The organism is Sinosporangium siamense (assembly GCF_016863435.1).
In the GTDB taxonomy this organism is placed as follows: Bacteria; Actinomycetota; Actinomycetes; order Streptosporangiales; family Streptosporangiaceae; genus Sinosporangium; species Sinosporangium siamense.
In genome coordinates, this window is the sequence record NZ_BOOW01000010.1 from 57,585 (window position 1) to 70,694 (window position 13,110).

General features: G+C 70.9%; 12 protein-coding genes. 6 read left to right on the top strand and 6 right to left on the bottom strand.

The window, feature by feature from the left end; translation table 11 throughout:
- Window positions 1-18: 18 nt before the first annotated feature.
- Window positions 19-1,158 carry an anhydro-N-acetylmuramic acid kinase gene (locus Ssi02_RS08610; protein WP_204023163.1) on the bottom strand — a complete coding sequence of 380 codons (1,140 nt, stop codon included), beginning with the start codon at window positions 1,156-1,158 and terminating at the stop codon, window positions 19-21.
- 104 nt (window positions 1,159-1,262) lie between these two features.
- On the opposite strand from Ssi02_RS08610, the gene Ssi02_RS08615 reads away from it, so the two are divergent.
- Window positions 1,263-2,204 carry an N-acetylglucosamine kinase gene (locus Ssi02_RS08615; protein WP_239128721.1) on the top strand — a complete coding sequence of 314 codons (942 nt, stop codon included), beginning with the start codon at window positions 1,263-1,265 and terminating at the stop codon, window positions 2,202-2,204.
- 261 nt (window positions 2,205-2,465) lie between these two features.
- Here Ssi02_RS08615 and Ssi02_RS08620 read toward each other — a convergent pair whose 3' ends face one another.
- Window positions 2,466-3,479, bottom strand: coding sequence for a hypothetical protein (locus Ssi02_RS08620; protein ID WP_204023166.1), 1,014 nt, complete (start codon window positions 3,477-3,479; stop codon window positions 2,466-2,468).
- 155 nt (window positions 3,480-3,634) lie between these two features.
- On the opposite strand from Ssi02_RS08620, the gene Ssi02_RS08625 reads away from it, so the two are divergent.
- Together Ssi02_RS08625 and Ssi02_RS08630 are read left to right on the top strand one after the other, a co-directional pair.
- A complete protein-coding gene (locus Ssi02_RS08625; RefSeq protein ID WP_204023169.1) occupies window positions 3,635-4,762 on the top strand; it encodes a sensor histidine kinase in 1,128 nt (375 codons plus the stop codon).
- 118 nt (window positions 4,763-4,880) lie between these two features.
- Window positions 4,881-5,519: a response regulator gene (locus tag Ssi02_RS08630; protein ID WP_204023172.1), complete on the top strand. Its 639-nt coding sequence runs from the start codon at window positions 4,881-4,883 to the stop codon at window positions 5,517-5,519.
- A 127-nt stretch (window positions 5,520-5,646) separates the two neighbouring features.
- Here the strand turns inward: Ssi02_RS08630 and Ssi02_RS08635 are convergent, their stop codons facing one another.
- Window positions 5,647-7,209, bottom strand: coding sequence for a glycoside hydrolase family 10-like protein (locus Ssi02_RS08635; protein ID WP_204023176.1), 1,563 nt, complete (start codon window positions 7,207-7,209; stop codon window positions 5,647-5,649).
- Between the two features lie 137 nt (window positions 7,210-7,346).
- Between Ssi02_RS08635 and Ssi02_RS08640 the strand changes: the two genes are divergently transcribed.
- Both Ssi02_RS08640 and Ssi02_RS08645 read left to right on the top strand, forming a co-directional pair.
- A complete protein-coding gene (locus Ssi02_RS08640; protein ID WP_204023178.1) occupies window positions 7,347-8,846 on the top strand; it encodes a glycoside hydrolase family 3 protein in 1,500 nt (499 codons plus the stop codon).
- A gap of 28 nt (window positions 8,847-8,874) precedes the next feature.
- A complete protein-coding gene (locus tag Ssi02_RS08645) occupies window positions 8,875-9,771 on the top strand; it encodes a MurR/RpiR family transcriptional regulator (RefSeq protein ID WP_239128722.1) in 897 nt (298 codons plus the stop codon).
- 5 nt (window positions 9,772-9,776) lie between these two features.
- Here the strand turns inward: Ssi02_RS08645 and Ssi02_RS08650 are convergent, their stop codons facing one another.
- Both Ssi02_RS08650 and Ssi02_RS08655 read right to left on the bottom strand, forming a co-directional pair.
- On the bottom strand, window positions 9,777-11,150 hold the full coding sequence (locus Ssi02_RS08650; RefSeq protein WP_239128723.1) for a serine hydrolase domain-containing protein: 1,374 nt from the start codon (window positions 11,148-11,150) through the stop codon (window positions 9,777-9,779).
- An 8-nt stretch (window positions 11,151-11,158) separates the two neighbouring features.
- Window positions 11,159-11,416 carry a hypothetical protein gene (locus Ssi02_RS08655; protein WP_204023183.1) on the bottom strand — a complete coding sequence of 86 codons (258 nt, stop codon included), beginning with the start codon at window positions 11,414-11,416 and terminating at the stop codon, window positions 11,159-11,161.
- A gap of 179 nt (window positions 11,417-11,595) precedes the next feature.
- On the opposite strand from Ssi02_RS08655, the gene Ssi02_RS08660 reads away from it, so the two are divergent.
- Complete coding sequence (locus Ssi02_RS08660) at window positions 11,596-12,525, top strand: GbsR/MarR family transcriptional regulator (protein WP_204023185.1); 930 nt, start codon at window positions 11,596-11,598, stop codon at window positions 12,523-12,525.
- Between the two features lie 44 nt (window positions 12,526-12,569).
- Here the strand turns inward: Ssi02_RS08660 and Ssi02_RS08665 are convergent, their stop codons facing one another.
- On the bottom strand, window positions 12,570-13,076 hold the full coding sequence (locus Ssi02_RS08665; protein WP_239128724.1) for a DinB family protein: 507 nt from the start codon (window positions 13,074-13,076) through the stop codon (window positions 12,570-12,572).
- Between the last annotated feature and the right edge of the window lie 34 nt (window positions 13,077-13,110).

Below are 13,110 nucleotides of genomic sequence, written 5' to 3' on the forward strand. Positions count from 1 at the left end.
GGCTCCGCCGTATGCCGCCTATCCGCCGATGATCCGCAGCCGCCGCGGCGCCGAGCTCAAGGGCTCCGGCAGCCGCAGCGGCCCGCGGCCCGGGGTGACGGTGCCGAGCACGCGCGGGCCCGCAGCGCCCGTGCAGCCCGGCACCGTGCCCGGCAACCCGTGGGCGGTGAGCCAGCCGAGATAGGCGAACGCGACCGCCTCCTTCGCCCCCGCCGGCACGCCGAACTCGTCGCTCAGGACGATCTCGGCCCCCTCCGCACGATCCCGGAGCATGGCCATAAGCACCGGATTGCGGGTGCCGCCCCCGGAGGCGACCACCGTGGTGAGGCGGTGGCGGCGGATCTCCGCCGCGACGGTCTCCGCCGTCAGCGCGGTGAGCGTGGCCAGCAGGTCGGGCGAGGTGAGGCCGAAAGGCGCGGTGATCTCGGCGGCGTAGCCGGGGTGGAACAGCTCCTTGCCCGTCGTCTTCGGCGGAGCCAGCCGATAGTACGGCTCGGCCAGCAACTTGGCGAGCGCCTCCTCATGCACCCGGCCGGCGGCGGCGAGCCCGCCGCCGGCGTCATAGGGGCGGCCCGTGGCCGCCAGCATCGCCGCGTCCATCAGCGCCGACGCCGGGCCCGTGTCGTAGGCCAGCTCCAGGGCGGGCACAGTCAGGTTGGCGATGCCGCCGAGGTTGAGCGCGCCGGGGCGGCCCGGCAGCCCCGCCAGGAACGGCAGATCGAACGCCGAAACCAGCGGCGCCCCCTGCCCGCCCGCGCTCACGTCGCGCACCCGCAGGTCGCTCACCACGGGTATTCCGGTGCGCTCGGCGATCCACGCCGGCTGCCCGAGCTGCAGGGTGCCGCGCACCGTGCCGTCCTCCACCCAGTGGAACAACGTCTGGCCGTGCGAACAGATGAGATCGACGGGCGGGCACGCCGCGGCGACCTCGGCGAACGCCTGGCCGATCAACGTGTCGAGGCGGCACACCTCGCCCATGTCCACCCGGCCAGGCGGCAGGGCCGCGATCAACGCCGCCCGCAGGTCCGCGGGGTAAGGCACCGAGCCGAGGTGCCCCACCACGCCGGTCAGCCCGCCGTCGCGCGAGATCGTCCAGTCGACGACCGCGCTGTCGATGCCGTCGTGGGAGGTTCCCGACATCAGTCCGAGCACCCGCATGCCAGCTCCTTGAAGGGAGTTTTCAAAGCTCTATAGTTCTCGGGAGAATATCTACATCGGGGGTGCTCGCGACAGGCCCCCGGGGGCGCGACAGGACAAACGCGGTGAAAGAACCACAATCCCTGGTGATCGGCATCGACGGCGGCGGCACCAGCACCCGCTGCGTCGCCGCCACCCTCACCGGCGAGATCGTCGGGCGCGGCCACGGCGCCGGCGCCAACGTCCTCACCTCAGCCGATCCAGGCGGCAGCCTCCGCGCCGCCCTTCGCGCCGCCCTCGCCGGCACACCACCCGCACGCGTCGCAGGCGGCGTTTTCGCCCTCGCCGGCGCCGACAGCGTCCGCGAACGCGCCGAGGCCCTCGCCGAGGCCGCCTGGGCCGACTGCGGCCTGCCCGGGCGGCCCGCCGTCGTGTCCGACCTCGCCGCCGCCTTCAGCGGCGCCACCGAAGAACCCTCAGGCGCCGTCCTGATCGCCGGCACCGGCGCCGTCGGCGCCAAGATCGTCGACCGCGAGGTCACCCGCCGCATCGACGGACACGGCTGGATCCTCGGCGACGCCGGATCGGGCGTGTGGATCGGCCGCCACGCCGTCCAGGCCGTCCTCGCCTCCCTCGAAGGCCGCGCCGCCGGCACCGAGCTCCTCACCGCCGTCGCCACTCTCCCCGGCGCCCCCGCCGACCCCACAACCGGGCAGATCATCGCCCTCGTGCACGCCGGCCTCGACACCAGCGGCCCCGCCTGGCTCGGCCGCCTGGCCCCCGCCGTCGAAACCGCCGCCCGCGCCGGAGACACCGCCGCCCTCGGCATCGTCGAGGAGGCCGCCCGGCACCTCGTCGCCACCGCCCACGCCGTCGGCCTCGGCACCGGCCCCCTCGTGCTCGCCGGCTCCCTCCTCACCGAACCCACACTCCTAGCCGCCGAGGTCCGCGCCTACCTCCCCGACACTCCCACCCTCCCCGCCCGCGACAGCGCCGCCGGCGCGGCGGCGCTCGCCCTGCACACCTTTGGGGCCGCGGCCTCGGCACATCGGCGTCTGATCGGCTGATCTCTCCAGGGGGGTGTTCGGTGGGGCCATTACGGCTGGCGCCTTCTTGGCCCCACCGTTGCCGCCCCGGCGGCTCTGCGCGCGAGTTTCGCGCCGCACGGGCCTCTCGCCGCACATCCCGGAACCTGGCCATGCCCGATGTGTCTTCTGTGCTCAGGGATGTCCTGTCAGGACATGGCGAGGCCCACGTCGATGCGGTCGCCCGGGATCCCGGGTTTCGCCTCGCGTGGGCTCTTGCCGTACGTCTCGGTGGGGCACCGCTCAGCCGGTGGTGCTCAGGGCGGGGAGGCCGTGGGGGCAGGCGGGGCGGCGGCGGAGGTGGTAGGCCAGGGTGGCGGCGGCCAGGCCGATGCCCCAGAGGGGCCAGAAGGCAGACGGGAGCCAGGTGCCCCACATGGTGATGTCGATCTCGCCGGTAAGGGCGACGCGGACGTAGCTCATGCCCGTCACGGTGACGGCGATCGAGACGACACCCGCCGGGATGATCGCCAGCAGGGGCGGCACTCGCCTGCCGCGCAGGCCGGGCATCCAGCGCGGGAAGATCTCGCCCCACCGCTGGACGAGGCCGAGGGTGAGCACGCAGCCGACGGCCCCCGCCGTCGCCAGATACGCGCCGACCTGCCAGATTCCCGGCTCCTCCGCCTCCCCCTCGGCGAGGAACCGCTCGCTGACGCCGAGCGGGATGCCAAGGCCCCAGCTCCACCGGGTGACCGAGTAGAAGAGCGGCACGGCGACCGCGACGTAGACGGCCAGGCGTCCCCAGCGGGCCACCGCCTCCGGGCGGGTCCAGTCCGTCGCGCACCGGCAGTCGTCTCGCCGCCGATGCCTCAGGGCCGTCGCGGCGAGCAGCAGGCCGCCCGCGGCGCACAACACCTGGTTGACGACGGGCCACGGCCAGGCGTCGGCGAAGGTGAGGCCTTCGGGTGCCCACCCGAACAGAGGTCCCACCACCAGCAGCGGCGTGTAGCCGAGGCCCATCAGGATCCGCGCATCGGGCACCACGAATATCAGCACCGCCGCCAGGGGCCAGGCCGGCCACACCGGCATGGCCGACCTCGTGACGGCGAACGTGACGCCGGCCCCGATGAGACAGAAGGCCGTGATCGCCCACCCGCCGGGGCCGGGAGTCAGCCAGTTGAGCAACGAGATCTCCCCGTCGGGGTCGCCCGACCCCCAGGGGAAACCTGGAGCTCCCAGCGCCCAGGCCGCCCCGAGCGCGCCGTATAGGAGAAACCACAAGGTCGCCGCAGGACCGACCCACTTCGTCTTCGTCATGGTTCAAGTGTTGAGCCGGCAGGCTTGCCGGACCATGTGCCGTTCGGCAAGTTAGGGGGGCGAATATGCCGTGGACCCGTGCCGTTCGGCAGGGTTTCGGCTCAGCCCGAGCCGGGGTTGGCTTACTCAGGCCCGGGCCGCGTATCGTCCCTCCGGTGAATCCACGCCAAATCCTCGGCCTGGTCGCCGTGGCGCTGGGCGGCGTCGCGGGCTCGGCGGTCGCCGGGGCAAGCGCCATGCTTCCGGCGTGTGTGGTGGTGGGTGTCCTGGTCTGGGTGGCAAGCGGGGGATCGGGGGCCCGGCGGCACCTGATGTGGCTGACCGGCCTGGCCGCAGCCGTCTCGCTCGCGGTCACCGTCGCCTACCGGCTGGGAATCGCCGTTCCCGTCCGGGGTGCCGAGTTGCCGGGGCTGGCGGAGAGCGCCGGGCTTTTCCTGCTGGCCGGGATGACCGCCCGCTGGTCCCCCGTACGGCAGGCCGTGATCTCCGGGGTGGCGGCGGGTGCCGTGGCCGGCGTGTGGTCCCTGCGGTTCTTCGCCCCGGCATCCGTCCTGGAAGGGGTGGGTGTCGCCGCCTTCTGGTCGATAGGCGCGCTGATCGCCGCCGGGATTGGGATGTCCCTGCGGTTCCAGGAGGCGCGGCGGCTGCGGGCCGTGGCCGAGAGCAGAGCCGCCCTGCGCCTCCAGGTGGCCAGGGACCTGCACGACTTCGTCGCCCACGACATCAGCGAGATGCTGGCCCACGCCCAGGCGGGCCAGTTCGTCCCCACCGGCGCGGCGGACGCACTCCAACGCATCGAACAGGCCGGGCAACGGGCTATGGCGGCCTTGGACAGAACCGTGCAGATGCTGCATCACGACGAGGACGCCGCCACCGCGACCACCCCGGCCCCCAGCCTGACCGACCTCCCCGAACTCGCGGAACGCTTCTCGGCCTCCGGCCGGGCGCAGGTCCGCCTCACGATGGCGGACGCCGTCGCGGGTGCGTCGCGAGAGGCGTCCGCCATCGCCTATCGCACCGTGGTCGAGGCCCTCACCAACGTGCGCCGCCACGCTCCCGGCGCCACCCTCGTCGAGGTGACGGTCACGGCCGAACCCGAGGTCCTCGTCGTCACGGTGACCGACGACGGCGTCCCCTCACGCACGGGAGAACAGCGGGACGGGGGCGGCTTCGGCCTGCCGGCGTTGGCGGAACACCTCACGGCCTCCGGCGGCGATCTGACGGCGGGAGCCCTACCGGGCGGCTGGGAGGTAAGGGCGCGCATCCCCGTGGCGCGCCGGTAGGCGGGCCGTCCCGCTGGGATCGGCCCGGTTTACCGCACTGCGGGAGCCGGCCTCAGCCGTCGCACGCGGGCCTGCGGCCCGGTGGGGTGGGTCGCGCGTGATCTGACACGATGGCGGAATGTCCACCCGCATCCTTCTCGCCGACGATCAGGAGGGCATCCGCAGCGCCTTCCGCCTGATCCTCGACGCTCAGCCGGACATGACGGTCGTCGCCGAGGCCGCCGACGGCCTCACCGCCATCGAGACCGCCCGCAGGCTGCACCCCGACGTGGTGCTCGCCGACATCCGCATGCCGCTCGCCGACGGCATCGAGGTCACCAAGGCGCTCGCCGGGACCGATATCCGCGTGGTGGTCGTCACTACGTTCGGGCTGGAAGAGTATGTGCACGCGGCACTGCGGCATGGGGCGTCGGGGTTCGTGCTGAAACGTTCCGGACCCGCGTTGCTCGTGGAAGCCGTACGGGCCGCGATGAACGGCGACGTGCTCATCAGCCCCCAGCTCACCGTGCAACTCCTGCGCCAGACCGGCCTGCGGCCTGCCCCCGGGGAGGCCGAGGCGGTGGCGCTCACCCAGCGTGAGGACGACGTGGTCCGCCTGGTCGCCGACGGCAAGACCAACACGGAGATCGCGACCGAGCTGTTCCTGTCCCCCGGCACGGTCAAGAACCACCTCGCGAGCATCCAGCGCAAACTCGGCGTGAAGAACCGCGTGGGCATCGCCGCGTGGGCGTGGAACATCGGCAAGGTCCGCCCTTAAGCGATAAGGGCCTTAAGCGATAAGGGCCTTGCGAGATAAGGGGGCGTACGGCTCCCCGCCCGCTGGGGGAGCCGTACGCCGGAGGGGCGCGTGCCGGGCAGGTGAGCCGCGCCCCCGTTCACGGGGGTCAGTGGGCGCGGGCCTCCCGGCTGGGGGTGCTCTGGCGGCCGGCGCGGTCGATCGCCGTGACGTGGTAGCGGGCGCCGCGGGTGCCCTCGGGATCGGTGTAGCGGAGGTGCCGGCCGCCGGGGACGACCGCCACCAGGTGGGCGGCGTGGGTGAAGTCCTCGGGCGTGGCGCGGCGGTCGAGGCGGTAGATCGCGAACTGGAACGGCAGGTCGCGACCTGTGGCCACCCCCCGCACCTCGACGCCGCCGGCGTTCACGCGGGCGTGGGTGAGGGAGGGGCGGCGCGGCGGGCGGCCACCGGCGAGGCGGGGGAGCAGGGGGTTGAGGGCCGGGCGCCCGTAGTGGTCGGCGACGACCTTGGTGACCGTGCCCAGGCGGTCGTCGCGCACGTCGGAGGCGCTGAACCAGACATCGCCGCCCACCTGCGGGTGGTCGCGGTTGAGCGTGAGGTGGCGGGTCAGCTCGTCGGGCATCTGCCAGGGGGCGGGTTGCCCGGCGGCGCCCGCCTTGTAGGCGGCCTGGCCGATCCAGAGCTGCACCCCGGTGCCCGACGCCACATCCGACCACCAGGGGATCAGTTTCGCGTAGTCGGCATTGGACTGCCCGATGTACCAGTAGATCTGCGGCGCGATGTAGTCGAGCCAGCCCTTCTTCACCCATCCCCGCGTGTCGGCGTGCAGGTTGTCGTAGGACTGGCCGCCGCTCGTGTCCGAGCCCAGCGGGTCGGTGGCCTTGTTGCGCCAGATGCCCGACGGGCTGATGCCCCAGGCGACCTCGGGTTTGCTCCGACGTACTCGCTCCTGCATCTCCTGCACCAGGAGGTCCACGTTGTTGCGGCGCCAGGCGGCGAGATCGGGGAAGTCCTGGCCGTGTTTCGCGAAGGCCGCGCTGTCGTCGAAGGCGGGCGTGTTGACCGGATAGAAGTAGTCGTCGAAGTGCAGCCCGTCGATCTCATAGCGGTTGATCGCGTCCATCATCGCGTCCTGGACGAACGCCCGCACTTCTGGCATGCCCGGGTTGTAGTAGAGCTTGCCGCCGTAGGACACGATCCAGTCGGGATGCCGGCGACCCGGGTGGTCCGGGTGGAGATTGGCGGGATCGGCCTGCATCGACACCCGATAGGGGTTGAACCACGCGTGGAACGTCAGGCCCCGCTTGTGTGTCTCCTCGACGACGAAGGCCAGCGGGTCGTAACCGGGGTCCTGCCCTTGTGTGCCGGTCAGATATTGCGACCACGGTTCGTACGGCGAAGGCCAGAAGGCGTCGGCCGTGGGCCTGATCTGGACGAACACGGCGTTCAGCCTGCGGACCTGGGCGAGGTCCAGCCAGGCCAGATATTCCGCCTTCTGCTGATCGGGCGTGAGGCCGGGCCGGGACGGCCAGTTGATGTTGAGCACCGAGGCGATCCACATGCCGCGCATCTGGCGAAGCGGCGGGGTGAAACCGGCAGGGCTGAAACCGGCGGCGGTGGTGGCGACGGCGGGGTGGGGGATGGTCATGGTGGCCGCGGCGGTGGCGAGGGCGAGTCCGCGGAGCATCGTACGACGGCTGGGTGGGGTCATGCATGGCTCCAGACGCATGAAGGAGATGGCACTCGTCGCGACGATGGCAGAAAGTTACATTCAGATCAATGATGCTGAAAGAAAGTGTCATTGATGTGTAATCTGGCCGGGAGACCTCTCACCGGGAAGGCGACACCATGCCCCACAGTCCTGACCTGGCCAGACTCGCCCTGACCGTCCTCCAGCCCGGGTTCGACGGCACGGCCCCGCCGGAGTGGCTGCTCAAGGCCCTGGCCGAGGGCCTCGGCGGTGCCGTTCTTTTCGCGCGTAACATCGTGGACACCGCGCAGACGGCCGGCCTGGTCGCCGCCATGCGGGAGGAGAACCCCTCCGTCGTCGTGGCGGCCGACGAGGAGGCGGGCGTGGTCACCCGGCTTGAGGCCCGCACCGGCAGTTCGTGGCCCGGCAACCGGGCGCTCGGCGTCGTCGGCGACCCCGGCCGCACCGAACGGGTCGCGCGGGCCGTCGGCCACCTGCTGGCCTCGGTCGGCGTCACGCTCGACTACGCGCCCTCCGTCGACGTCAACGCCAATCCGGCGAACCCGGTCATCGGCATCCGGTCCTTCGGCGCCGACCCCGCTCTCGTCGCCGATCACGGCGCCGCGTGGATCAAGGGCCTGCAGAGCACCGGCGTCGCCGCGTGCGCCAAGCACTTCCCCGGCCACGGCGACACCATCACCGACTCCCACCTCGCCCTGCCGACCGTCCACGCCTCCCGCGACCTGCTGTGGGAGCGCGACCTGCCGCCCTTCCAGGCGGCGATCGCCGCCGGGGTGCGGTCGGTCATGTGCGGGCACCTCCTCGTGCCCGTCCTCGACCCCGCCTTCCCCGCGACCCTCAGCCGCCCCATCCTCACCGGCCTGCTCCGGGATGAACTCGGCTTCACCGGCATGCTCGTCACCGACGCCATCGAGATGCAGGCCGTGGCCGCCCTCCACAGTCCCGGCGAGATCGCCGTCCGGTCGCTGGCGGCCGGGGTCGACGCGATCTGCGTCGGCGTGTCGTCCGAGCATGGCGAGAGCGTCTACGCGCTGCGGGATGCGATCGTCGCCGCCGTCCACGACGGCCGCCTCGGCGAAGAGCGCCTCGCCGAGGCCGCCGCCCGTGTGCACGCCCTGGCCGCCTGGTGCGCCGAGCGGTCGCCGGGTTCGCGTGTCTGGGCCGAGCGGGACGAGGACGTGCGGCTCGGCCTGTCGACCGCCCGCGCGGCCCTGCGTTTGGCACGTTCCGGGGGCGAGCTCCAGCCGGTCGGCGAGGGCACGCCGCTCGCCTCCGCGCCGCTGGTCGTCGATATCGCCCCGCGGCTCAACCTCGCCGTCGCCCCCGGCACCCCCACGGGGTTGTACGGCGCCCTCCTCGACCTGCTCCCCGGCACCACCGGAGTGACGGTCACCGCCGAGGATCCTGAGTTGCCCGATTTGTCGGGCGATCGGCCGCTTGTGATCGTCGTCTACGAAGCCGTACGCCACGCGTGGGTGCGGGATCTGGTGGCTCGTGCCGTACGGCAACGCCCCGACGCCATCGTGGTCGAGACCGGTATCCCCGACACACCTCTCGGTGCCACCTATCTCACGACAAATGGGATTTCCAGAGCATCAGCCCAAGTTGTCGCGAGGTGGCTGGTAGATGGCCAATAATTTGGGTTCCGACGTAAGAGGGGGGCACTTGTCCTCACTGAACGAGCTCGACGGCCCCACCCCGGCCAACCCGGTGGCCACCGTACGAGCCATCCTTCCCTCACTCACCCCCGCGGCGCAGGCCATCGCGCGCTACATCCTCGACGATCCGGCCATGGTGGCGCGCAGCACGATCACCGAGTTCAGCGCGGTCTCCGGCACCAGCGAGGCCACCATCGTGCGCACCGCCCGCGCCCTCGGCTTCGCGGGATACTCGCAGCTGCGGTTCGCCCTGGCCGCCGCCGTCGCCCGCAACACCCCCGAGCGCCTCGTCCCCGGCGACCTGGCTCCCGACGACCCCCTCACCGACGTCATCGCCAAGGTCACCCGCGCCGAGTCCCAGGCCCTCGCCGACACCGCCGACGGCCTTTCCCCCGAGGTCCTCGGCTCCGTCGTCGACGCCGCGGTCAAATCACGCCGCATCGATGTGTACGGCGTGGGCGCGTCGGGCCTGATCGCGCTCGACATGGCCCAGAAGCTCATGCGCATCGGCCTGTCCAGCCACTCCTACACCGACGCGCACCTCGCCCTCACCAGCGCCGCCCTCGCCAAGGCCGGCGACCTCGCCGTCGGCGTGAGCTGCACCGGCGAGACCCCCGACGTCATCGAACCGCTCAGCCTCGCCCGCAAAGGCGGCGCCACCACCGTCGCCATCACCAACAACCCGCGCTCGGCGCTCACCGAGCACGCCGACCACGTCCTGGTCTCGGCAGGCCGCGAAACGGCCTTCAGACCCGGGGCTCTGGCGAGCAGAATCAGTCAGCTGCTGATCGTCGACTGCATTTTCGTGGGCATCGCGCAGCGCACCTTCGAAAACGCCGACACCGCATTGCGGGCCACACGCGAGGCGCTGGACGGCTATCTGGGGCGGCGTCGGGGGCGGTGAGCGGCTTATCCCAGTGGGCCTGTTCGCGGGTTCACCCGGCAGTTCGTGTGCAGATACCGGGCGGTTCCGTCGTCGAAGCCGTAGATCGCAACCGGCTGGGGGTCTTCCAGTGGATCCGCCGGCGGCATCAGGAAGTGCGTCTCGCTCACCGGGAGGAGCTCGTATCTGATGCGGTCGGGTTTCCCGAGGACGTGCGCCTGCATGGGGTCAACGGCCAAGGTCAGGTACAGCTGTCCGCCTTCGGCTGACACTTCGTACTGCGCGCCGAGGCTCCCGTAGACGCCCTCATACCGGGACAGGTCGAGGTTCAGTGTCGTGTCCGGTGTGGGCAGGTCTGGGATGGTGACGGTGCCGAGGCCGGTCAGGATCTCGTTGAACACCGTGCGGTAGAAGCTCTCCCGCGGGCCGCCGTTGGTCAGCATCACAACGGCGGTGTTCGAGCTCGGCAGCAGCCGTAGCCGGGCGTTCTGCCCGATGGTGCTGCCGTCACTCGCGTAGACGGTCTCGCCGTGCCAGTCGCACACGATGAGGCCGAGTGCCCATTCAGGCCCGAAAGTGTAGGGATCCGGTATGGGCACCCGCGATCGCATCATCTCCCGGAGGCTCTCGGGGGAGATGATGCGCTTTCCGTTGGGCGCTGTGCCCTCGTTGAGGAGGACGTGCGCCAGTGTGAGCAGATCCCGGGTCGTCGAGGTGATGTTGCCGCCGGGACCGAAGGCACGTGGCAGGTAGTCCACCGGCGTGACGAAGGGGCCCTCTCGCAGGGAACGGATCAGGTGCCCGGTCGCGGCCCGGGATTCGTCCACCTGCTCGGGCTGGCTGTTCGTGCCGGTGAGGCCCATAGGGTCGAAGAGCCGATCCCGCATGAGGTCGTCCCAGCGTTTGCCGTCGTGCACCTCCAGGATTCGCGCGAGGATCGCGCAACCCAGCGCCGCGCTGTAACCGTGGGTGCGGCCGATCGGGAAGACCTGAGGGGCGTCGGCGATGTTCTCGACCATGCGCTCGTAGACGTCGTCGTCCTCGCCGGGATCGCCGTAGGCCTCCTCGATGCCGGAGGTGTGGTAGAGCAGGTGGCGAGGGGTGACGGTGGCGCCCGCCTCGGGATCGGCCACCGTGAAACCGGGCAGATAGCTCCGGACCGGCGCGTCCAGCTCGACTTTCCCCTCGTCGACGAGCTGCATGAAGGCCAGTGCGGTCCAGGTCTTGGTCATGGAGCCGCATTGGTAGATGGTGTCCGTCGTCGCGGGTTCGCGTGTTTGCACGTTCCTGACGCCGACTGCGAATTCGGCGAACTCGCCGTCGTGGAGCACGCCGATCGCGGCGCTGGGAATCCCATATTCCACCAGGAGTTCGGCGACCCGGGCTTGAATCCGCGGCACGTCGATCCTCACCGCGGGAGACCGACCGCGTTCGCGGCGTCCGCTTCGAAGTATTCCGTCGTGGCGTAGGCGCCGGTGTGCGTCTCGAAGAAGTCCCGGACGCCGTCGAGGGAGTCGTGGGTGATGATGTTCACCGCCTTGGCCCCGTCCGTGCTCGCGACCGCCACCTTCCAGGCGGCGCCTTTGGGGAGCGTGGTGTATGCCCTCTTCAGGCCACTCCAGAACTTGTCGTGATCCGAGACGGTCGACACGGCCATCACATGCATGCTGGTTTCCTCCGTTTCAGGATGTGAAAAAGCTACGTTGCGTTTTATGAAGAGTCAACGATTTTGATGTGAAATGCCGAGCTCAATGGCAATCGTTGCAACAGGATTGTGAATGAATGCAACTGTCCTCACTGGCTCGTTGCAATGTACTGTTGATGAACGCAAAGGAGGAATGATCGGTGCCCGGAGGCAGACTGACCCAAGAGGACCGCCTGCGGATTGCGGCGTGGCTGGACGACGGGCTCGGATATGCCGAGATCGGCCGGCAACTCGGTCGGCCGACGTCCACGATCAGCCGCGAGGTCGCCCGCAACCGCACCTCAGGCGACTACCAGGCCTCCGGTGCGCAGCAGGCCGCCGACCGCCGCGCCCGCCGACGCAAGCCGGCCCGGCCCGCCGAGTCGGCGGCAGACGGGCAGCAGGCCGAAGCGGTGTGCGCCTTCGTCGACCGGCTCGCCGGCCTGCTGGCCGCCACGGGCCTGCCCAGGATGACCGCACGCGTGTTCGTCAGCCTGCTCACCGCCGACGCCGACGGCCTGAGAGCCGCCGATCTGGTCCGCCGGCTCCAGGTGAGCCCGGCGTCGATATCCAAATCCATCGGATCCCTCGAAGCCATGGACCTGGTCGTCCGCCGACCGGATCCCGGCACCCGCCGCGAGCGGTATGTGATCGACGAGGATGTCTGGCACCGCGTGTGGCGGACCGACACCGACGCACACGGCGAGGTCGCCGCCGCGGCGCGACAGGGCGCCGAGATCTTCGGCGCCGGCACGGCGGCCGGTGCCCGGCTCGGCCAGATGGGACGGTTCTTCGCCAGGCTCAGTGAGCAGATGAGCGGCAGCCCCCTCGTCGAGCCCGCCGTCCACGACGCGCTCACCGTCTTCGCGGCCCTGGTACACGCCGGTCGGCCACTCACCGCCGGAATGCTCGCCACCGCGCTCGGCTGGCCCCCCGGCCGCGCGGTCGCCGCCCTCGACGCGATCCGGCGCCAACCGGCCATCGCCGATCCGCTCGACCTGCGAGTTGTCGAGGGGCAGGCATACACCGTGACCGCGCGGCCGGACCGGCTGAGCCCGGCGCAGCGCGCGGCACTGGGCCGCCTCGACTGAATGGTCGGCTCAGTGTGGCGGATTCTTGGTCGTGGCCGGTGGACCTAGGTGCCCACGGCCCCGTCGATGCGCTCACGCAGCAGGTCGGCGTGGCCGTTGTGCCTGGCGTATTCCTCGATCATGTGGACGAGGATCCAGCGATGAGAACACTCCCGGCCCCGGTGCTGCGCGTGCCCGATCGCGTCCAGCGACAGCCCGGCCGAGATCCTCCGCGCATGGGCGATCTCCTCTCGCCAGGTGGTGAACGCCTCCTCGGTGGACGCCTCGTCCACCCTGTTGAAATCGGCGTCCGAGTCGTCGGGGGCCTTGTAGAGGCGGGGAATGTCCTCGCCGATGAGAACGATGCGGAACCACACACGCTCCACATGCGCCATGTGCCGCACCAGGCCGAGAAGCGACATGCTTGACGGCGGCGCGGACCTTTCCCGGAGTTGCTCCTCCGATAGTCCCGCGCACTTCACGGCGAGCGTTTCGCGATGCCAGTCGAGCCATTTGTCCAACATCGTGCGTTCGTCGGCGATGTAAGGGGGCGGGATCCTGGTATCGACCACGATCCCGGATTCTCCCACGCGTCGTTCGCCGAGG